This window comes from Parahaliea aestuarii (genome assembly GCF_008064635.1).
GTDB lineage: Bacteria > Pseudomonadota > Gammaproteobacteria > Pseudomonadales > Halieaceae > Parahaliea > Parahaliea aestuarii.
This window is the reverse complement of the sequence record NZ_VRYZ01000001.1, coordinates 373,931-393,487: the sequence shown is the minus strand read 5'-3', so window position 1 is coordinate 393,487 and position 19,557 is coordinate 373,931. Positions and strand designations below refer to the sequence as shown.

The following is a 19,557-nucleotide window of genomic DNA, read 5'->3' as shown; positions in this document are numbered from 1 at the left end:
TGGCTTTGCCGTGGCGTTTGCTGGCATATCAACAATCTCCGTAACAGTACTCGCCGGTCGTTTCCGGCGCATCGGCCACAGTATATGCCGGGACTTCCGGCTACACCGGGCCGACGCCGGACTTTTGCAGGAATAGGCAAGCACCTTGCAGAATCGGACAATCAGGCAATCATCCAAACAGGTCTATCACAGGAATCCACTGGCATAAACACTGAAATAATTGGGAAACAAAGCCGAAATAATCCATGAGCTGAGAGAGCAAGTAGCGGCGCCACCCTCAAGCAATGGAGTATTGTGCAATCAAGACACAGGAACCCGCTACCGCCCGCGAGCCCCTGGCACCTAGTATTTCCTCCACTATCGCGACGGGCCATTCCGACCCGTCCACAGATAAGGTTCCACCCGACAGGGCTGGACAGGGAGTAGTAGGGTGAAGTTGGGAAACACATTCAGACGATTTCAGGCGCGACGCCGGTGGCGCGCACTGGCCATGGCCACACTGGCCACCGCGGTGCTGGGGGGCTGCACTGCCCGCGGCAATGATGGAGATGCACCGCCCTCCCCGCCTGCCGTGCAAGTCTCGAAACTGCGCGCCGAACCCACAGTACTGTGGGACAGCTTTACCGGCCGCGTCGCCGCCCCGGAAACCGTGGCGCTACGGCCCCGGGTCAGCGGGTATATAGAACGCGTCGCCTTTACCGAGGGTGAACTGGTGCAGCAGGGTGACGTACTGTTTGAAATAGACCCCCGTCCCTACCGGGCGCGGGAACAGGCCGCACAGGCGGAACTGGCACGGGCCCAAAGCCAGCTGAAACTGGCCGACAGCGAGGCGCGCCGCGCCCGCCAGCTGCTGGACGGCAAGGCCATTTCCCGCGAACAACATGAGCAGCGCGATGCCGCGCGCGCCGCGGCGGAAGCGGCGGTGAATGCCGCGGAGGCCGCCCTGGAAAGCGCCCGCCTCGATCTGCAGTACACCACCGTAGAGGCCCCCATCAGCGGGCGCGTCGGACGCGCGCTGGTCACCCGTGGCAATCTCGCCGGGGCCAACGAGACGCAACTCACCACGCTGGTATCGGTAGACCCGATGTACGTGTACTTCGAAAGCGACCAGCAAACGCTGCTGAACAGTCGCGAGCTGGTGGATAGCCACACGCGCCCAGAAGTGCGCATCGGCCTGGCCGGCGAGGATGGCCTGCCGCACCGCGGGCGCCTGGACTTCATCGATAACCGCCTGAACAGCCAGTCGGGCACCATCCAGTTCCGCGCTGTAGTGGACAACCCCGACGGCCGTTTCCGCGCCGGCCAGTTTGCCCGGGTGGAAATGCCGGTGGAGCACGCGCACGCCGCCCTGCTGGTGGACCGCAAGGCTGTACTGACCGACCAGGATCGCCGCTTCGTCTATGTCGTGGACGGGCAGAATCGCGCCCTGCGTCGCGAGGTCGAGCCCGGGCGCGAGGTGGACGACAGGGTCGTCATTCTCAGCGGCCTGGCGGCCGGCGACCGCGTCATCGTCAATGGACTGCAGCGGGTGAGTGAGCCCGGTATTGCGGTGCGGCCGCAGAGCGCAGGCAGTGTCGAACAGGACATCGGCAACCAGGTCGCCGCGGCCAACCACTTCAGCTTCTGAGAACGCCGCCATGAATATCTCCCGCTTCTTCGTTGACCGGCCGATCTTCGCCTCGGTGCTGTCCATCATCATCTTTGTGGTCGGCCTGATCAGCATCCCGGTGCTACCGGTCAGCGAGTACCCCGAGGTGGTTCCGCCCAGTGTCCAGGTGACCGCGCGCTATCCGGGCGCCAACCCGAAAACCATCTCCGAAACGGTGGCCACCCCGCTGGAGGAGGCCATCACCGGCGTCGAGAACATGATCTATATGAAGTCAGTGGCCGGCAGTGACGGCACCCTGACCCTCTCCGCCACCTTCGAACTGGGCACCGACCCCGACCTCGCCCAGGTACAGGTACAGAATCGCGTGTCCCAGGCGCTGCCACGCCTGCCCGAAGACGTGCGTCGCCAGGGTGTGACCACGCAGAAGCAGTCGCCCAACCTGATGATGGCGGTGCACCTGCTGTCGCCGGATAACAGCCTGGACGCCACCTACATCCGCAACTACGCGGTGCTGCACATTCGCGACCAGCTGGCGCGCCTGCCCGGGGTGGGCGAGGCCGGCCTGTTCGGCTCCGGTGACTACGCCATGCGCTTGTGGGTCGACCCGCAAAAGGCCGCGTCCCTCGGCATTACCGCCGGCGACATCGCCACCGCGGTGCGGGAGCAGAATGTGCAGGTATCGGCGGGCCAGATCGGCGCGCCACCCATGCCATCGGGCTCTGACTTCCTGATTTCCATCAATGCCCGCGGCCGCCTGGAGAGCGCCGAGGAGTTTGGCAATATCGTGCTGAAGACCGGCGACAACGGCGAGATTACCCGCCTGCGGGACGTAGCCCGCGTGGAGCTGGAATCCTCCCAGGACGCCCTGCGCGCACTGCTCAATGGACGGCAGGCAGTGGCCTTGCCGATTTTCCAGGCGCCCGGGTCCAACGCCCTGGAGGTGTCCCGCGCGGTGCGCGAGCGCATGGCTACCCTGGCCGACACTTTCCCCGAGGGCCTCGACTGGGAAGTGGCCTACGACCCGACCGTGTTCGTGAGTACCTCGATTGACGCCGTCATCCAGACCCTGTTGGAAGCGGTCCTGCTGGTGGTGCTGGTGGTCATCCTCTTCCTGCAGACCTGGCGCGCCTCGCTGATCCCGCTGCTGGCGGTGCCGGTGTCTATCGTCGGCACCTTTGCCGTCCTGCAGTTGCTGGGGTACTCCATCAATACGCTGACCCTGTTCGGCATGGTGCTGGCCATCGGCATTGTGGTGGACGACGCCATCGTGGTGGTGGAGAACGTGGAGCGCAATATCGAAGAGGGCCTGCCTCCGCTGGCCGCTGCCCACGAGGCCATGCGCGAGGTCAGCGGGCCAATCGTTGCCATCAGCCTGGTACTGTGCGCGGTGTTTATTCCCATGCTGTTCCTGGACGGGGTGACCGGGCAGTTCTACCGGCAGTTCGCCATGTCCATCGCCATCGCCACGGTGATCTCGGCCATCAACTCGCTGACCCTGTCGCCCGCCCTGGCCGCCACCCTGCTGAAGCCACACGGCGCACAGCCGGATCTGCCGGCGCGGATCATCGAACGCCTGTTCGGCTGGATCTTCCGCCCTTTCAACCGCCTTTTCGAGCGCTACGCCGCGCACTACGGACATTTTGTGGGTTGGAGCCTGGGCCGGCGCGGCGCCGTGTTCGGCACCTATGTGCTGCTCCTGGGATTGACCGCCGTACTGTTCAACCAGGTGCCCGGTGGCTTTATTCCGGTGCAGGACAAGACCTACCTGGTGGGCAGTATTCGCCTGCCGGAAGGGGCCTCACTGGATCGCACCGAGGCGGTGGCGCGCGAGGTAACCGAACTGGCCCTGCAAACCGAAGGCGTGGCCGATGCCGCGGCCTTTGTCGGCTTCAACGCCCTGCAGCGCACCAATACCCCCAATGTGGGCACGGTGTTCATCCTGTTCGACGATTTCAGCGAGCGCGACAGGAGCGCCGAGGCCATTTCCAACGAACTCAACGAGAAGCTCATGAGTATCGAGGAGGGCTTCGCCATCACCCTGATGCCGCCGCCTATTTTTGGCCTGGGCGCCGGGTCCGGCTACTCGGTATATGTGCAGGATCGCAACGGGCTGGGGTTTGGTGCCCTGCAAACCGCGGCAAACGAACTGGCCGATGCCCTGGGCCAGACCCCGGGCCTCAACCGGCCAATCAGCTCCTACCAGGCCAATGTGCCGCAACTGGATGCGGTGGTGGATCGCCTGCAGGCGAAATCCCAGGGCGTGCGCCTGGACGATCTGTTCGGCACCCTGCAACTCTACTTCGGCTCACTCTATGTGAATGACTTCAACCTGTTCGGCCGCACCTACCGGGTGATGGCCCAGGCGGATGCGCGTTTTCGCGATGAACCCAGCGATATCGACCACCTGTTTACCCGTAATGAACGCGGGGAGATGGTGCCGATCAGCACCATGGTGCGCCTCGAACGCAGTTACGGCCCGGATCCCGTGATCCGCTACAACGGCTACCCAGCCGCGGATCTCATCGGCCAGTCCGACCCGGCCCTGCTGTCCTCCAGCCAGGCCCTGGACACCGTGGCCGCGGTGGCGGCAGCGACCCTCCCCGCGGGTATGGACATTGAGTGGACCGATCTCAGCTTTCAGCAGATCACACAGGGCAGCGCGGCGATGATCGTGTTCCCACTGGCCCTGCTGCTGGTCTTCCTGGTGCTGGCGGCCCTGTACGAAAGCTGGGTACTGCCGCTGGCGGTGATCCTGATCGTGCCCCTGTCGATGCTGGCAGCGCTGTTTGGCGTGTGGCTGAGCGGCGGTGACAACAACGTGTTTGTACAGGTCGGGCTGGTGGTATTGATGGGCCTGGCCTGCAAGAACGCCATCCTGATCGTGGAGTTCGCCCGCGAACTGGAGCAGTCCGGCTACGATACGGTCAGCGCTGCCCTGGAGGCGTCGCGCCTGCGCCTGCGCCCCATCATCATGACGTCCGTCGCCTTCATCGCCGGCGTGACCCCCCTGCTGACAGCCACTGGCGCCGGCAGCGAGGTGCGCAACGTCATGGGGGTCACCGTGTTTACCGGGATGCTGGGGGTCACCCTGTTCGGCCTGCTGCTGACCCCGGCCTTCTACGTCACCCTGCGCCGACTTGCGGGGCACAGCGAGGCGAGGGCCACCGCATCAGCAACCGTGAAAGCCCGGCATCCACCCGGAGCGGCTATGGCTGACTGAAAGCCCCGACAGCACCCGGCCGGTGACAGCGCCTCGAAACTTGCTACCATGCATCCTGGATAACAGGTTCCAGTGGATAAACGTCCGGGGCGGCCAATGAAACAGATAATAATCCTCACCCTCTTGCTGTGTGTTACCTGCCTGCCCGTCTCATCGCGGGCGGACACCGTGCGGCTGGCCATTGACAGCGGCACGGACGGCCCACTGATCAGCCGCAATATCTACGGCCAGTTTGCCGAGCATCTCGGCCGCGGCATCTACGGCGGTATCTATGTCGGGAGTGAGTCCAGCATCCCCAATACCGATGGCTTTCGCAACGATGTCATTCAGGCGCTCAGGGAACTCCAGGTGCCGCTGGTGCGCTGGCCTGGCGGCTGCTTCGCCGATCAGTATCACTGGCGCGACGGCATCGGCCCGCGAGATTCGCGTCCGCTGCGGGTGAACCACTCCTGGGGCGGGGTCAAGGAAGACAACCGCTTTGGTACCCATGAGTTTTTCCGGTTCATCGAGCTGATCGGCGCCGAGGCCTATATTAGTGCCAATCTTGGTAGCGGTACCATCCGCGAGATGGCGGAGTGGCTCGAGTACATGACCGCGGCCACCGATTCCGCCGTGGCCCGGGAGCGACGCGGGAACGGACGGGAAGAGCCGTGGCAGGTCGCGTTCTTCGGTGTGGGCAATGAAAGCTGGGGCTGCGGCGGCAACATGCAACCGGAGTTCTACGCCCACTTGTACAACCAGTATGCGACCTTCCTGAATGCACCCGAGGACAAGCGGCCAAAGTTCGTGGCGAGCGGAGGCCACAGCAACCTGCTGAACTGGACCGAGGTTCTCAGCGGCAATATCAAACAGAACATGGACGGCATCAGTTACCACTACTACACCCTGCCCACTGGCGACTGGGACACCAAGGGCAGCGCCACCGGGTTTGGCGAGGCCGAGTGGATATCCACCCTGGTGGAAACTGCGAAGATGGACAGCTTCCTCGCCGAGCACATCGCTGCGCTGGACCGCAACGACCCCGATGGCAAGGTAGGCTTTTACGTCGACGAGTGGGGGACGTGGTATGACGAGGAAGACCCGGACAAAGGCGCCCTGCACCAGCGCAATACGCTGCGGGACGCCATGGTCGCCGCCATCAACCTGAACTACTTCCACAAGTATGCGCGGCGCGTGCACATGGCCAATATCGCGCAGATGGTCAATGTGCTCCAGGCGATGATACTGACAGACGGAGAGCGCATGGTGTTCACCCCCACCTACCACGTATTCCACATGTACCGGGTATTCCAGGACGCCGTTGCGCTGCCTTTTAGCACCAGTGAAATCCCTGAATACCGCTTCGCCGACCGGAGTACCGCGGCGCTCTCGTTCAGCGTTGCCAGAGCCAAGGACGGGAAGATCTATCTAGCGGTCACCAATGCCGACCCACGACAATCGCACCAGATCGAGCTTACCCTGGGCGACCGGCAGGTGACTTCGGTCACCGGCAAACACCTGACAGCGCCAGCTCTGGATGCAGAGAACGGGTTTGGCGAGCCCGGTGCCGTAAAGCCCTCCCCCGTCACGCTGAACGCCAACAGCGCGGGAGTGATTGAAATCCCGTCCAGGAGCATCCTGGTGGTGGAGCTGAAGCAGTAACTCACGATGAGGAACCCCCACGTTCGAACAGATGCGGGGGCCTGCGTCAACGCCGCTGACCGTGTACCCTTCCGCCGCCGGATGGCTCCTGAGCAATGGCGACATCGCGAGGATTGCCAGTCACTGGAGCCGGGCCCAGACCACTGTGTGCTGCAGTCCGGTAACCGGTTAGATATACGACAGATTTTGCTCAACCCTGCCACGCTCCGAGGCCGGCAGTGCCTCTACATCGCTCAATAGCTGGCGCCAGAGCTGTTCTGCTTCGACCTTACGACCGGTATAAAAAGCTGCAAGTGCCAGCTCATCACGGGCTCGCCACTGGTACACGGACCAATCGACGAAAAGCCGGTCGGACGGCGGGGCAATATCACAAGCCGCGCGGGCAAACAGGTAAGCCAATTCCCAGGCTTCGCGGGTGCGCAGATAGTGCGCCAGGGATACCAGCGATTCAGCGCGCAGAGGCCGGCAGGCATAGGCGGCCAAAAAGGCGTCCACCACAGTGGCCTGAATTTCTTCCAATTGCTGGTGCAGCAACGCCACCTGAAAGAGGGCATACCAGACTTCCTCCTCCCAGCCGCCCATGCCCGCTCGCTGCAGGTAGTAATGACGTGCCTCTTCTCTATGGCCTGCATCCCGGTAGCTCTGGGCCAGGTAGAAGACATAACGCGCGTTGTCAGGTTCCCGCTCTAATGCCTGTTGCAGTACCTTGACGTCTTTCTCGAATTTATTCGGGTCGCGCGAACGCGCCCCATCGGCAGTGACCAAAATCCTGACACCAGGTAATCGCGGCTGCGACACCGTGCGACCGGCATCAAGATATTCATGCAGCACGCCGGCCCACTGCCAGGGCAGAGCAGTGGACACCAGCGCAAGTCGATCGTAGCGCAGCGCACCAAAGCAGGTTTCGAGCGAGTAGGCTTCCTGGATCCGTGGTGCAAGCATAGCGCCGTCGTCAACCTCCAGTTGCTCGTCGGCATCGATAAACAGCAGGTAGTCGGCCTTGCCGCTGGCCCGCTGCATCGCGTCGTTGCGGTTGTAGCTGAAGTCGCGCCAGGGCGTGTGATGCAATTCGCCCGGTATGCCATCAAGAGCGTGCTCGACGAGAGCCGGGGTGTCATCAAGCGAACCTGTATCAACAATAACCCAGTAATCGATATGGGCTCGCACAGAAGCCAGACAGCGTTCAATCACAGCCGATTCGTCGCGGACAATCATATTCAGACAAATCGTTGGTCGAGGCTTGATGCTCATCCTGTTCTCAGGCGAACTCCCAAACAATCCGTCACTCGGCACAAATAGCGTAGGCAGTCACGTCCATTGGGCTGTAGACATAGGCTCGACAAGCCCAGCTGGTGTTAGTCGCCGGATAGCTGGCATAGGTGACAAAATCCGAAACATTCGTACCACTACACCCCCCGCCCAATACCCTGCCGCCGGCCGGACAGCTCGCTGTGATTGTGGACTCAGAGCCACCCGGGAAGCTCTGAACCTGCGTAGCCGTTGTGACCGAGCTAAAGCCGCCGCTCGGCCCCGTTGCGCCGGTAGCGCCTGTTGCGCCCGTTGCCCCTGTGGCACCCGTTGCCCCCTGTGGGCCTTGAATTCCTTGCGGTCCCGGAATCCCCTGGGGTCCAGCTGCTCCGGTCGCCCCTGTGGGTCCGCTGGTGCCGGTGGCTCCAGCAGGACCTGTCGCTCCGGTCACGCCAGTAGGACCTGTCGCACCTGTTGGGCCGCTGACGCCAGTGGCGCCGGTAGGGCCAGCGGGTCCGGTCGCACCCGTAGGGCCGCTGATGCCGGTGGCACCGGTAGGACCAGCAGGTCCGGTCGCACCCGTAGGGCCGCTGACGCCGGTGGCACCGGTAGGGCCAGCAGGTCCGGCCGCACCTGTCGGGCCAGTCGTTCCCGCCGGCCCGGTTGCACCTGTTGGCCCACTTGTTGCGCTGGCGGTGCAGGGCCCCAGAGTTCCCGCGCCGTCATAGCAGAGTACGTTGGCACCTGTGGGCCCATTACCCACCTCTGGCAGGAGCACCTGACCGTCTTCCTGCACACGCAACCGCTCCTGAGAGCCGTCGGAATTCTTGACGACAAACCCGCCACCGGGGGGCACTGTGGCCGAGATATCATCAGACCAGGACAACGGTGCGCTCAGCAGCGCGCCAATTGCCAGAAACAACGGCGTTTTGCTGGAAGGCAAACGTGACTTCATAGGGAACACTCCATTATTTGGTGCGAATCGCCAGCAGCGGGGCTGTCCTGTTCAAGCGCAGCCTGGACAGTGCCAGCAGTAGGGTCAGTGTGATCAACCCGGGCAGGCCGAAGGCGCCCAGAGCCGGTACGGGGCTCGCCGCTGGCCTGTCGCCAATGACAACATTGGATTGGACCTGGGCAAAGCTGGATTGTACGGTCGCTCCCGGTGCCAGCCTGATTGTGGCAACGCCTGCTCCCGCAGACGATAAAATGACCGGATGGCTGCTGGTGCCCGCCAGAGTCAGGGAGCCGGCGACGGTAACCAGGCTGCCAGCGGGAAAGATGAACTCGCGCCCGGCGGTACTGCGCAGTACGAGGTTGTTGAACACTGTCATGCCAGAGAAGATCGCGGTCGTCGCACCACAGTCATCGACTGCGGTCACGGTGCTGGTGCCGGCTTGAAACTGTCCCTGATTAAGCCAGTTGCCTCCAAACTCAATATTGCCACTACCACCCTGCAAGCGACCGCTGGCAGCAATGGCGACAGTGCCAACACCCGCGAAGGCACCGCCACTGACAGCTACATCACCACCAATATTGAGATCACCACATGCCAGGTCGAAGGAGCCACCCGAGGGCACGTTGAAGGTTGTGCCCTCAGGAACCAGAAGACCCTGGGCGCTGGCCAGGGGAGCCAGCCCCAGACTCAGACTTAAGACAAGCCAACGGACCACGCCTCCCTTGCACCGATAACACCAGCTGTCGCTGGCGGTGCTCTTCCGCTTTCCAGATTGAAACACGCGCCCTCACAATCTTCATTATTCTACCGGGGGCGACACTACCGAGTAATTGTAGTGACATCCAGCAATCAGGAGAAAACTGTGGGCAGGGTCACAGTGTGCCTGGATCATGATTTCGCCGGGATTGAACCTTCCTGAGGGCGGGATCCAGATAGAATCGGACACAAAAAAGCCCTCGCTGCGGAGGGCTTTTCTGTACCTGATGACTCAGGCTTTGTTGGTGGGCCGTGATGGGCTCGAACCATCGACCAATTGGTTAAAAGCCAACTGCTCTACCAACTGAGCTAACGGCCCCTAAACGGGTCGGTTTGGGCAACGGTGCCTTGTCGCCGCAAACGAGGTGCGTATATTACTGATTCAGTGTCAAAACTCAAGCCACTTTTCGGCCCGAATACCAACTTTTTACGAATCAAGGTAACGCGTGGGATCAGCCACCCCGGCGCCGGAAAATCCTTCTTTGCGCAGACGGCAGCTGTCGCATTTGCCACAGGCCAGCCCGGCTTCGGTGGCCTGGTAGCAGGACACCGTCAGGGCATAGTCAACGCCCAGTGCGAGGCCCGTCGCAATGATCTCATCCTTGCCCATATTCATCAGCGGCGCGTGAATGGTGAGCTTGCTCCCCTCCACCCCGGCCCGGGTCGCCAGGTTGGCCATCGTTTCGAAGGCGGCGACATACTCCGGGCGACAGTCGGGATAGCCGGAGTAATCCACCGCGTTGACGCCGATGAAAATATCGCTGGCGCCCAGTACTTCCGCCCAGCCAAGGGCGATGGACAGGAAGACGGTGTTGCGGGCCGGCACGTAGGTGACAGGGATGCCGCTGGTTTCCTCTTCCGGCACAGCAATACGGGTGTCGGTGAGGGCTGAACCACCGATGCTGTCCAGGTTCAGCTTGACCACTTTGTGTTCGACATCGCCCAGGGCCTCGGAAACCCGCTCTGCGGCCAGTAACTCCGCCCGGTGGCGCTGGCCGTAATCAAAGCTCAGGGTGTAGCACTGATAGCCTTCACTGCGCGCCATGGCCAGCACGGTGGTGGAATCGAGCCCGCCGGAGACGAGGATCACTGCGCGTTTTTCACTTTCCATCGTCAATGCCCTGGCTCGTCGTTCCAGAGGTATTTGTGCAGTTGGAGTTGCATCCGCACCGGCAGGTTGTCCGCCAGAATCCACTCCGCCAGGTCCCGCCCCGGCAGGCTGCCGTGGCTGGGTGAGAACAGCACATCGGAGACTTTGGCGGCCAGCTGGTATTCATCCAGCTTGAAGCGCGCCCATTCGTAATCGGCACGATCGCAGATGACGAACTTGACCTGGTCGCGCTGCGTCAGGTGGGCAATGTTACCGTAGTCGTTACGATGGGCTTCTTCGGAGGCAGGCGTTTTCAAATCCAGAACCTTGACCACCCGCGGATCGACTTCCGCCACGGGCAGGGCGCCGCTGGTTTCCAGGGAGACCTCGTAGCCGGCGTCGCAGAGCTGTCGCAGCAGCGGCAGGCAGTCGGGCTGGGCCAGGGGCTCGCCACCGGTCACCGTGACATAGCGGGGCGCGTAACCGGCGACCTGCCCGAGGATGGCCGATAGCGGCATCATCTCGCCGCCGCTGAAGGCATAGGCCGTATCGCAGTAAACGCAGCGCAGCGGGCAGCCGGTGAGGCGCACAAACACCGTGGGCAGGCCCACCGTGCGGGCTTCCCCCTGCAGGGAATAGAAAATCTCGGTAATACGCAGCGCCCCTTCCGCCACGGCGGAGGGGGCGCCGTCGCTGTGTGGCAACGGCTTGTTCATAGTGGGGCTGGCTACTGGGTGATCAGTAGTTTTCGTTGATAAAATCCTGGGCCAGGCGGGCCGCGGCGTTATTGCTGTCGCCGTATTCCTGTACAACCTGATCGAGGTACTCCCGGGCTTTTTCCCGGTTCCCCTTCATGTAATGTACCCTGCCGAGCTTGTACAGCGCATCCGGCACTTTGGCGTTGTCCGGATACTCCTCCAGCAGCAGGGTGAAATTCTGCCGTGAGGACTCGAGATCCGCCGGCTGCACCACCAGGTAGAGCTCACCCAGCCAGTAGTAGGCATTGGGGGCATAGCGGCCACCGGGGTACTGGCGCAGAAAATCGCGGAAGGCGGGCACGGCCTGGTCAAACTGCTGGCCGCGCACCAGGGCATAGGCGGCGCGATAGGCATCGGCTTCACCGGGCTGCTCCTTGACACTGGCGGCACCGGTGCTGACTGTGGGCGTGCTGTCGTCAGCCATCGCGGCAGCCGCACCCGCCGCTGCCGCGCCACCGGGCGATACAGCACCACCCGTCGCCAGTTCACTGACGCGGCGATCCAGGTCCACATAGCGCTCCAGGTTCTGGGACTTGAGCGTGCGCAACTCGTGGGCCTGCTCTTCCACCATGCCGTTGAGGCGCATCACTTCCTGCTGCAACTGCTGCACCTTGAGCACCAGTTGGCCGATATTCCCGCCACCACCTGACGCCATATCGGGGGCCGCGGCCACCGGCGTCGGGCTCTCGCCAACCCCCTGGCCAGCTGGAGCCGTACTGACCCCGTAACTGGTGGCCGGGTAGGTATTGGATGGCTGGGCGCCAGAGGGGGCGCGCCGGGTGTCGGGGGCCGCAACGCTGCCGCCAGATTGTTCCTGGGCGCGGCGCTCGGCCTCGACGTCGATGTAATCCTGTGCCTGGACCGTAAAGCAGAACGGGCTGGCCACCAGGGCCAGCCCGCTCACGGCAAGCAGTCTGCTTACGCTTTGACGCATTGTTTCTTCCGTTTTACTTCCGTTAGAAAGTTACTTCAGCTCAACACGACGGTTCTGGGACCAGTTGGACTCACCGGAACCGTAGGCTACCGGCTGTTCTTCACCGTAGCTGACGGTTTCGATGCGGTAGCTGGCAACACCGTTGGCGACCATGTAATCGCGCACGGCGTTGGCGCGGCGCTCACCCAGTGCCATGTTGTAATCACGGGTGCCACGCTCGTCGGTGTGACCTTCCAGACGGACGGTCTTGTCGTTGGTCTTCAGCAGGGCGACGTGCGCGTCAACAGAGCGCTGTGCGTCCGGCGTCAGGTTGGAGCTGTCGAACTCGAAGTAGAAGACGTTGCCAACAGAGGCAACGGCATCCTGCAGACGACGCTGCTCTGCTTCCGCAGAAGCAGCGGCGGCGCGCTGCGCTTCTTCAGCGGCTGCGGCAGCTGCAGCTGCACGGGCAGCCGCATCGTCGTCTTCCTTGGTGTCACTGCTGCTACAGGCCACCAGGAATGCCGCCGTGAACAGCAGCGTAAGCGCCTTTCCGGCAACATTGATATGTTTCATATTCCCATCCTTAAAAGTGTAGTCTTTGATTTTAACGAGCTTATTGGCTCATATAAGGTGACCACGCCGGCTCCCTGACATCGCCTTCGCGAGCCGGCAGCCGGAATTTCACGCCCCCGTCAACAGAGACTGCCGCCAAAATGCCGCGATCTCCCGACTTCGTTGCGTACAGTACCATAGAGCCATTGGGCGCGATACTCGGACTTTCGTCCAGTTCCGTGGAAGTGAGCACCTGCAAACGGTTCGTCACCAGATCGTGAATTGCGATATGGAAACGTCCGTTGCTCTGGTGCACAACCACCACGTTGCGACCGTCCTGGGCTACCCGGGCGCGGGCGTTATAGGCGCCCTCGTAGGTTACCCGCTCGGTTGTGCCGCTGCGCAGATCATAGCGGTAAATTTGCGGCCGTCCACCACGGTCAGATGTGAAAAGTAACGACTTTCCATCCGGCATCCAGGTGGGCTCGGTATCGATGGCGTAGTGCCGGGTAACCCGGGTCAGGCGCTTGCTGGCGAGATCCATCAGGTAGACGTCCGGACTACCGTCCTTGGACAGCACCATGGCCATGGTGCCGCCATCCGGCGACCAGGCCGGGGAGCTGTTCAGGCCCTGGAAATTGGTGAGCTGCTCGCGGGCGCCGGTGGCCAGATTCTGGCGGAAGATAGCGGGCCGGCTGGTCTCGAAAGACACGTAGGCGATCTCCTTGCCGTCCGGCGACCAGGAGGGGGCCAGGATCGGTTCGCGGGACTCCAGCAGTACAATCGGGCGGGCGCCGTCGGAGTCCGCCAGGGTCAGGCGGTAGTAGTCCTTGCCGGTGGGGTTGCGGGTCACCGACACGTACAGCAAGCGGGTGGCAAAGGCGCCGGGAATGCCGGTGAGCTTCTCGTAGATGGCGTCGGACACCCGGTGCGCCAGCATGCGCGCCTCGCTGGCCGGGCCGGTTTCCGTGCCGTTGAAGACTTTGGTCTGGCGATTGACGTCGAAGAGTTCGTACTCGATTTTCATCTGTTCGGTGCCGGACACCCTTCCGATCAGCAGGTATTCGGCACTGATGGCGCGCCAGTCGCGGTAGAACACCTCTTTTTCGGTGCTGGGGCGACCCAGCATGTCCTTGCGATCCACCGGTGCGAACTGACCGCTGCGGGCGAGATCGCCCTGAACCACCATGGCAATATCCTCCGGCGCGGCACCGCCGTTCTGCCAGTCGAAGGGGGCCACTGCAATGGCAGTGGGGTTGTCCACACCCTGGGTAATCTCGATGACCAGTTCGGCGCGCGCTGCAAAGGCGGCGAGGGTCAGTACCAGGCTCAGTAGTATCCGTATCATTAGTATCGCAGGTCCTCTGGTCGGAACAGCAGGCGGAATCGCCTGAAGGTTTCTTCAAATTTGCGCTGTGGCAGCTTCTGCAGCTCCGGGAAGCGGCCGGCCTTCTCCACCGCGTTGATCGCGGAGCGGTCGAAGGCGGTGTCGCCGCTGCTCTTGAGCACCGTCACGCTGACAATCTCCCCGGTGGGAATCAACTGCAACTGTAGCAGGACTTCCATGCCATTGCGGGCACTGGGCGGCCGGCTCCAGTAGCCAACCACCGTGCGCTGGATCAGGGCGGCGAAGCTGGCGGCCATTTCATCGGCGGTGGCCGCGGCGCGGGCCGCCTCTTCCTGGGCCATGGTGCGCGCCATATCTTCACGCTGCTGGCGCAGCAGTTCCTCGCGGCTGGGGCCCGGGTCGGGTTTCTTTTCCTCCGGCTTGGGTTGCGGCTTCGGCTCGGGCTTCTTTTCCACCGGCTTGGGCTGAGGTTTCGGTTCAGGTTTCGGTGCGGCCGGCTTCGGCTCGGGTTTAGGTTGCGGCTTCGGCTCCGGCTTGGGAGCGGGCTTTGGCGCCGGCGGCTTGGGTTCCGGCTTTTTCGGCATGACCTCGCTCAATTCCACCAACTTGGCATCAATCACCTTGGGCACCACCTTGGCGGTGATGGTCTTGTCCTCAAAGGCATGCCAGTTGGCAGTGAGCAGGTAGATCACCAGGCCGTGCAGGGCAATGGTCGCCAGGGTCGGTCGCAGCACGATGCGCGGCTGGACGGGCCTGGCGTAGACGGAAGCGCTCACTGCGGGTTCTCGGGGCTCTCGGTCACCAGGCCAACGCTGGGGGCGCCCGCCTCCTGCAAAGCGGCCATCACGGTGACCACGGTGCCATAGGCCACCGCCTGGTCACCCCATACCAGCACCGGCTTCTCGGGACTGCGGCGCATCACGGTAGACACCCGCTCGCGCACGGTCGCCAGGCTGATTGCCTGCTTCTCGTCGCCGCCGATATTGAGGAAGAACTGGCCGCTGGCATCCACCGACACAATCAGCGGTTCACTGTCCTGATCTTCCACCGGTGCCGCATTGGCCTCGGGCAGCTCGACCTTGACCCCCTGCATCAGCATCGGCGCCGTCACCATGAAGATGATCAGCAGCACCAGCATCACGTCGATGTAGGGCACCACGTTGATTTCGGCCATGGGCCGGTGTTTTTTACTGGATCTCCCCACGATGCGCTCCTAGCCCGCCTTCTTCTCGCGGGACCGCAGGGCGTAGGCCTGGCGGTAGAGAATACTGGAAAACTCATCGACAAAGGTGTCGTAGCGGTTGGTGAACATGTCCACCTTGGCGGCGAAGCGGTTATAGGCCATAACTGCCGGAATTGCCGCGAACAGGCCCATGGCGGTGGCGATCAGGGCTTCGGAAATCCCCGGCGCCACGGTGGCCAGGGTAGCCTGGGTGGCGTTGGCCAGGCCGCGGAAGGAGTGCATGATGCCCCACACCGTGCCGAACAGGCCGATATAGGGGCTGGTGGAGCCCACCGAGGCGAGGAAGGGCAGGTGCCGTTCCAGGCGCTCCTCCTCCCGCAGCATGGCCACCCGCATGACGCGGCGGGAACCCTCGATCACCGCCTCGGAATCCATACCCTGCTGTTGGGCCAGGCGGGAAAACTCCTTGAAACCGGCGCGGAAGATGCTCTCCATGCCGACGATGGTCTGGCCGTCGGCGGCGCGCTCGTTACCCTCGCGGTAGAGCTGGGACAGGTCTATGCCCGACCAGAACTGCTCCTCGAAACGGATCATGTCATCCTGCGAGTTGCGGAAATAGATAGCGCGCTGGACGATCATGTACCAGGACAGCATCGATGCCAGCAGTAGGATCAGCATCACCAGTTGCACGGTGAAGCTGGCGTGCAGCACCAGGTCTATCAAACTCAGTTGTTCTTCCACTCAGGGTTCCCCTTCAGTCCCGGCGGCCTGCGCTGTCCGCAGCCGCTCCAGCATCTCCCGCGGCAGGCGCCGCGGCTTCACTCCCGCGCGATCGACACAGGCGATGGTCACTTCACCCTCGGCCAGTGGCCGGCCGTCGCGCTTTACCGTCTGGTGTAGACGCATGGTGGCCCCGCGCAATTCCCTGATTGTCGCGGTTGCCTCCAGTTCGTCGTCCAGTTGCGCCGGCAGCCGGTACTGCACCGCCACGTCGCGCACCACGAACATGAGGTCGTGGTTAAATATGTAATCCTTGCCGAAACCCAGAGCGCGCATCATCTCGGTACGCGCCCGCTCCATGAATTTCAGGTAGTTCACGTAGTACACGATGCCGCCGGCATCGGTGTCCTCAATGTAGACCCGCAGCTTATAGGAAAATTCCGCCCCGCTCACGGCTCGCCGCTCTCTGCTTCGGGCTCGCCGGCACTGAGGTCGAGGGAGAGGTTTGGCTCTGCCTGGCCCGCCCTCGGCGCCGGCAAACCAAAATGCAGATAGGCATTGCGGGTAACCATGCGACCGCGGGGCGTGCGCACCATGTAGCCCTGCTGGATCAGGTAGGGCTCCAGCACATCCTCGATGGTGCCGCGCTCCTCGGAAATCGCCGCCGCCAGGCTGTCCACGCCCACCGGGCCACCGTCGAATTTCTCGATCATGGCCAGCAGCAGGCGACGATCCTGGTGATCAAAGCCACGGTTGTCGACACTCAGCAGGTCCAGGGCCTTGTCGGCCACCGCGGCGGTGATGGTGCCGTCGGCGCGCACTTCGGCGTAGTCCCGCACCCGCCGCAGCAGGCGGTTGGCAATGCGCGGCGTACCGCGAGCGCGACAGGCGATCTCCGCCGCGCCCTCCGGGTCGATGCCGATACCCAGAATATGGGCGGAGCGCTCGACAATATGGGCGAGATCCGCCACCTGGTAGAACTCCAGACGCTGCACGATGCCGAAGCGATCCCGCAGCGGCGAAGTCAGCAGGCCGGCGCGGGTGGTGGCACCCACCAGGGTAAAGGGCGGCAGATCCAGCTTGATAGAGCGCGCCGCGGGCCCTTCACCGATCATGATGTCGAGCTGGTAGTCTTCCATCGCCGGGTACAGTACCTCTTCCACGAAGGGGCTGAGGCGGTGGATCTCGTCGATAAACAGCACATCGCCAGGTTCGAGGTTGGTCATCAACGCGGCGATGTCACCGGCCTTCTCCAGCACCGGGCCAGAGGTGGTTTTCAGGGACACCCCCATCTCGTTGGCGATAATGCTGGCCAGGGTAGTTTTACCGAGACCCGGCGGGCCAAAAATCAGGGTGTGGTCCAGTGGCTCGCCGCGACCGCGGGCGGCCTCCAGGAAGATGGACATCTGCTCGCGCACGGCCGGCTGGCCCACGTATTCGGCCAGGCTTTTGGGGCGGATAGCGCGATCCAGGGCATCCTCGCGTTCACGGGCGGCGGGTGCAATCAGGCGATCGGTTTCAATCATGGTGGCCGCTCAATCAACCGCTGACCATGGATTTCAGGGCGCGGCGAATCAGTTCTTCGCTGTTGTCGACACCGTCGTCGTTCACCGCCGCCACCGCGCGGGCGGCCTCGGCGGGCTTATAGCCCAGGGCGACCAGGGCGCCCTCTGCGTCGGCGACCTTGCTGGCCGGGCGCGCCACCGCGGCGATACCTGCACTGCCAGCGCCCTCCCCCATTTCGTCCAGCCAGCCCTTGAGCTTGTCGCGCATCTCCACCAGCAGGCGCTCGGCGGTTTTCTTGCCGACACCGGGCAGCGCCACCAGCGAGGAAATATCTCCCTGCTGCACGCAGCGGGCGAAACTGCTGGCGTCCATGCCGGAGAGGATGGTCAGGGCCAGCTTGGGGCCGACACCGCTGACCTTGATCAGCTGGCGGAACAGGCCGCGGTCGCGCTCGTCGATAAAACCGAAGAGCTGCTGGGCGTCTTCGCGCACTACAAAGTGCGTGACCAGCGCCACTTCTTTACCCAGCGCCGGCAACTGGAACAGGGTGGTCATCGGCACCTGCAGTTCGTAACCCACACCGGCCACCTCCACCAGGATCTCCGGGGGCTGCTTGTGGATGAGAGTGCCGCGAATCCTGCCAATCATAAACTGCTTCTCTACCTGTACTTTAATAAGCCTAGCGAATGCGGCGCCGGCGCACTGAGGTGGCGCCGGCCATGCTGATCATACTTTGTTGGGTGTGAGCGTGACACAGGGCGGCGGCCAGGGCGTCGGCGGCATCCTCCTGGGGCTCCGCCGGCAGCTTCAGCAGGACCTTGACCATGTGCTGCACCTGGGCCTTGTCGGCGGCGCCGGTACCCACCACGGACTGCTTGATCTGGCGCGCCGAGTATTCGGAAACAGCCATCTGCTGTGCCACACAGGCGACGATGGCGGCGCCTCTCGCCTGCCCCAGCTTGAGTGCGGAACCCGCGCTCTTGGCCATAAAGACCTGCTCGATGGCGAGCTGCTGCGGACAGTGCAACTCAATCAGCTCGGTCAAGCTGGCGTGAATAACCCCGAGGCGCTCTGGCAGCTCCCCCGCCGACAGGCGGATAACGCCACTGGTGATGTACTCGGATCGCCCACCCTCGAAGTGAATAATGCCGAAGCCGGTTTTTCGTGAGCCGGGGTCTATCCCCAGGATGACCGCCATAGATTGCGCTGCCCGCTGCCTGTCTGCTTATTCTGTACATATATACAGCATCCAGCCTGCGTGCGCACTAGCTGAAGCCGCGCAAACCCCGGAAAACAGGGGATTCAGAGGCTTGCGTAGACCTCGTCGGGGATGTCCGCGTTGGTGTAGACGTTTTGCACATCGTCCAGGTCCTCCAGCGCGTCCACCAGGCCCAGTACCGTGCCGGCGCTATCGGCGTCCAGCGGCACTGTGGTCGAGGCCACCATGGTGACTTCGCCACCTTCCGGCTGCAGATCTGCCTGCTCCAGGGCGAGCTTCACCGCACCGAACTGTTCCCAGGGCGTGGTGACATCGATGGAGCCGTCGTCATTGGCCTCGATATCCTCGGCGCCGGCCTCCAGCGCGACCTCCATAACAGCCTCTTCATCGGCGCCAGGGGCGAAGCTGATCTGGCCTTTTTTACTGAACAGGTAGGCCACGGAGCCGTCGGTCCCCAGGTTGCCGCCGCGCTTGCTGAAGGCGTGGCGCACCTCCGCCACGGTGCGGTTGCGATTGTCGGTCATCACTTCCACCAACACGGCCACACCACCCGGGGCATAGCCCTCGTAGGTGAGCTCATCCATGTTGTCGGCATCGTTGTTGCCGGCCCCGCGGGCGATGGCGCGGTCGATGGTGTCCCGGGTCATGTTGGCACCCAGGGCCTTGTCCACCGCCGCGCGCAGGCGCGGATTGTCTTCCGGCAGGGGGCCGCCCTGCCTGGCGGCCACCACCAGTTCACGGATCAGTTTGGTGAAGATCTTGCCCCGCCTGGCGTCCTGGGCCGCCTTGCGGTGCTTGATGTTGGCCCACTTGCTATGGCCAGCCATGCGTCCTCC

Annotated in this window: 18 protein-coding genes and 1 tRNA gene; 3 read left to right on the top strand and 16 right to left on the bottom strand. The window is 63.1% G+C overall.

What is annotated here, in order from left to right:
* The first annotated feature begins 490 nt into the window (after positions 1–490).
* The 3 genes from FVW59_RS01795 to FVW59_RS01785 all read left to right on the top strand — a co-directional run bounded on the left by FVW59_RS01795 (position 491) and on the right by FVW59_RS01785 (position 6,470).
* Positions 491–1,627 carry an efflux RND transporter periplasmic adaptor subunit gene (locus tag FVW59_RS01795; RefSeq protein WP_148062511.1) on the top strand — a complete coding sequence of 379 codons (1,137 nt, stop codon included), beginning with the start codon at positions 491–493 and terminating at the stop codon, positions 1,625–1,627.
* A 10-nt stretch (positions 1,628–1,637) separates the two neighbouring features.
* Complete coding sequence (locus FVW59_RS01790; protein WP_148062510.1) at positions 1,638–4,829, top strand: efflux RND transporter permease subunit; 3,192 nt, start codon at positions 1,638–1,640, stop codon at positions 4,827–4,829.
* 96 nt (positions 4,830–4,925) lie between these two features.
* The gene (locus FVW59_RS01785) at positions 4,926–6,470 is read left to right on the top strand and encodes an alpha-N-arabinofuranosidase (RefSeq protein WP_148062509.1); all 1,545 of its coding nucleotides are present in this window, start codon (positions 4,926–4,928) and stop codon (positions 6,468–6,470) included.
* A gap of 168 nt (positions 6,471–6,638) precedes the next feature.
* Here the strand turns inward: FVW59_RS01785 and FVW59_RS01780 are convergent, their stop codons facing one another.
* From FVW59_RS01780 to FVW59_RS01700, 16 genes are all read right to left on the bottom strand, one after another.
* Positions 6,639–7,721: a glycosyltransferase family 2 protein gene (locus FVW59_RS01780; protein WP_222711395.1), complete on the bottom strand. Its 1,083-nt coding sequence runs from the start codon at positions 7,719–7,721 to the stop codon at positions 6,639–6,641.
* 965 nt (positions 7,722–8,686) lie between these two features.
* The gene (locus FVW59_RS19665; protein ID WP_148062507.1) at positions 8,687–9,454 is read right to left on the bottom strand and encodes an IPTL-CTERM sorting domain-containing protein; all 768 of its coding nucleotides are present in this window, start codon (positions 9,452–9,454) and stop codon (positions 8,687–8,689) included.
* A 218-nt stretch (positions 9,455–9,672) separates the two neighbouring features.
* Positions 9,673–9,748, bottom strand: a tRNA-Lys gene (locus FVW59_RS01765).
* A 108-nt stretch (positions 9,749–9,856) separates the two neighbouring features.
* The gene (gene queC / locus FVW59_RS01760) at positions 9,857–10,540 is read right to left on the bottom strand and encodes a 7-cyano-7-deazaguanine synthase QueC (protein ID WP_148062506.1); all 684 of its coding nucleotides are present in this window, start codon (positions 10,538–10,540) and stop codon (positions 9,857–9,859) included.
* Between the two features lie 2 nt (positions 10,541–10,542).
* Positions 10,543–11,235 carry a 7-carboxy-7-deazaguanine synthase QueE gene (queE, locus tag FVW59_RS01755; RefSeq protein WP_148062505.1) on the bottom strand — a complete coding sequence of 231 codons (693 nt, stop codon included), beginning with the start codon at positions 11,233–11,235 and terminating at the stop codon, positions 10,543–10,545.
* A 22-nt stretch (positions 11,236–11,257) separates the two neighbouring features.
* Entirely contained in the window at positions 11,258–12,211 is a 954-nt protein-coding gene (gene ybgF, locus FVW59_RS01750; protein WP_148062504.1) for a tol-pal system protein YbgF, read from the bottom strand.
* A 30-nt stretch (positions 12,212–12,241) separates the two neighbouring features.
* Entirely contained in the window at positions 12,242–12,766 is a 525-nt protein-coding gene (gene pal, locus FVW59_RS01745; protein WP_148062503.1) for a peptidoglycan-associated lipoprotein Pal, read from the bottom strand.
* A 40-nt stretch (positions 12,767–12,806) separates the two neighbouring features.
* Positions 12,807–14,093 carry a Tol-Pal system beta propeller repeat protein TolB gene (gene tolB / locus FVW59_RS01740; protein WP_148062502.1) on the bottom strand — a complete coding sequence of 429 codons (1,287 nt, stop codon included), beginning with the start codon at positions 14,091–14,093 and terminating at the stop codon, positions 12,807–12,809.
* Positions 14,093–14,869 (bottom strand): cell envelope integrity TolA family protein, encoded by a 777-nt coding sequence (locus FVW59_RS01735; RefSeq protein ID WP_148062501.1) that lies wholly within the window; start codon positions 14,867–14,869, stop codon positions 14,093–14,095. The genes tolB and FVW59_RS01735 overlap by 1 nt, the downstream gene beginning before the upstream one ends.
* Positions 14,866–15,267 (bottom strand): protein TolR, encoded by a 402-nt coding sequence (gene tolR, locus FVW59_RS01730; protein WP_148062982.1) that lies wholly within the window; start codon positions 15,265–15,267, stop codon positions 14,866–14,868. Before tolR ends, FVW59_RS01735 begins: the two co-directional genes overlap by 4 nt.
* Positions 15,268–15,306: 39 nt before the next feature.
* Positions 15,307–16,017 (bottom strand): protein TolQ, encoded by a 711-nt coding sequence (gene tolQ / locus FVW59_RS01725; protein ID WP_148062500.1) that lies wholly within the window; start codon positions 16,015–16,017, stop codon positions 15,307–15,309.
* The gene (gene ybgC / locus FVW59_RS01720) at positions 16,018–16,449 is read right to left on the bottom strand and encodes a tol-pal system-associated acyl-CoA thioesterase (protein WP_148062499.1); all 432 of its coding nucleotides are present in this window, start codon (positions 16,447–16,449) and stop codon (positions 16,018–16,020) included.
* Positions 16,446–17,522 carry a Holliday junction branch migration DNA helicase RuvB gene (ruvB, locus tag FVW59_RS01715; RefSeq protein WP_246139594.1) on the bottom strand — a complete coding sequence of 359 codons (1,077 nt, stop codon included), beginning with the start codon at positions 17,520–17,522 and terminating at the stop codon, positions 16,446–16,448. The genes ybgC and ruvB overlap by 4 nt, the downstream gene beginning before the upstream one ends.
* Positions 17,523–17,535: 13 nt before the next feature.
* Positions 17,536–18,150 carry a Holliday junction branch migration protein RuvA gene (ruvA, locus tag FVW59_RS01710; protein ID WP_148062498.1) on the bottom strand — a complete coding sequence of 205 codons (615 nt, stop codon included), beginning with the start codon at positions 18,148–18,150 and terminating at the stop codon, positions 17,536–17,538.
* Positions 18,151–18,181: 31 nt separating this feature from the next.
* A complete protein-coding gene (gene ruvC, locus FVW59_RS01705; protein ID WP_148062497.1) occupies positions 18,182–18,700 on the bottom strand; it encodes a crossover junction endodeoxyribonuclease RuvC in 519 nt (172 codons plus the stop codon).
* A gap of 104 nt (positions 18,701–18,804) precedes the next feature.
* A complete protein-coding gene (locus FVW59_RS01700; protein WP_148062496.1) occupies positions 18,805–19,548 on the bottom strand; it encodes a YebC/PmpR family DNA-binding transcriptional regulator in 744 nt (247 codons plus the stop codon).
* Positions 19,549–19,557 lie beyond the last annotated feature (9 nt).

Coding starts and splice junctions, on each gene's coding strand:
- FVW59_RS01795 (WP_148062511.1), top strand. CDS start 491: ATGGCCACACTGGCCACCGCGGTGCTGGGGGGCTGCACTGCCCGCGGC.
- FVW59_RS01790 (WP_148062510.1), top strand. CDS start 1,638: ATGAATATCTCCCGCTTCTTCGTTGACCGGCCGATCTTCGCCTCGGTG.
- FVW59_RS01785 (WP_148062509.1), top strand. CDS start 4,926: ATGAAACAGATAATAATCCTCACCCTCTTGCTGTGTGTTACCTGCCTG.
- FVW59_RS01780 (WP_222711395.1), bottom strand. CDS start 7,721: ATGAGCATCAAGCCTCGACCAACGATTTGTCTGAATATGATTGTCCGC.
- queC (WP_148062506.1), bottom strand. CDS start 10,540: ATGGAAAGTGAAAAACGCGCAGTGATCCTCGTCTCCGGCGGGCTCGAT.
- queE (WP_148062505.1), bottom strand. CDS start 11,235: ATGAACAAGCCGTTGCCACACAGCGACGGCGCCCCCTCCGCCGTGGCG.
- ybgF (WP_148062504.1), bottom strand. CDS start 12,211: ATGCGTCAAAGCGTAAGCAGACTGCTTGCCGTGAGCGGGCTGGCCCTG.
- pal (WP_148062503.1), bottom strand. CDS start 12,766: ATGAAACATATCAATGTTGCCGGAAAGGCGCTTACGCTGCTGTTCACG.
- tolB (WP_148062502.1), bottom strand. CDS start 14,093: ATGATACGGATACTACTGAGCCTGGTACTGACCCTCGCCGCCTTTGCA.
- tolR (WP_148062982.1), bottom strand. CDS start 15,267: ATGGCCGAAATCAACGTGGTGCCCTACATCGACGTGATGCTGGTGCTG.
- ruvB (WP_246139594.1), bottom strand. CDS start 17,522: ATGATTGAAACCGATCGCCTGATTGCACCCGCCGCCCGTGAACGCGAG.
- ruvA (WP_148062498.1), bottom strand. CDS start 18,150: ATGATTGGCAGGATTCGCGGCACTCTCATCCACAAGCAGCCCCCGGAG.
- ruvC (WP_148062497.1), bottom strand. CDS start 18,700: ATGGCGGTCATCCTGGGGATAGACCCCGGCTCACGAAAAACCGGCTTC.
- FVW59_RS01700 (WP_148062496.1), bottom strand. CDS start 19,548: ATGGCTGGCCATAGCAAGTGGGCCAACATCAAGCACCGCAAGGCGGCC.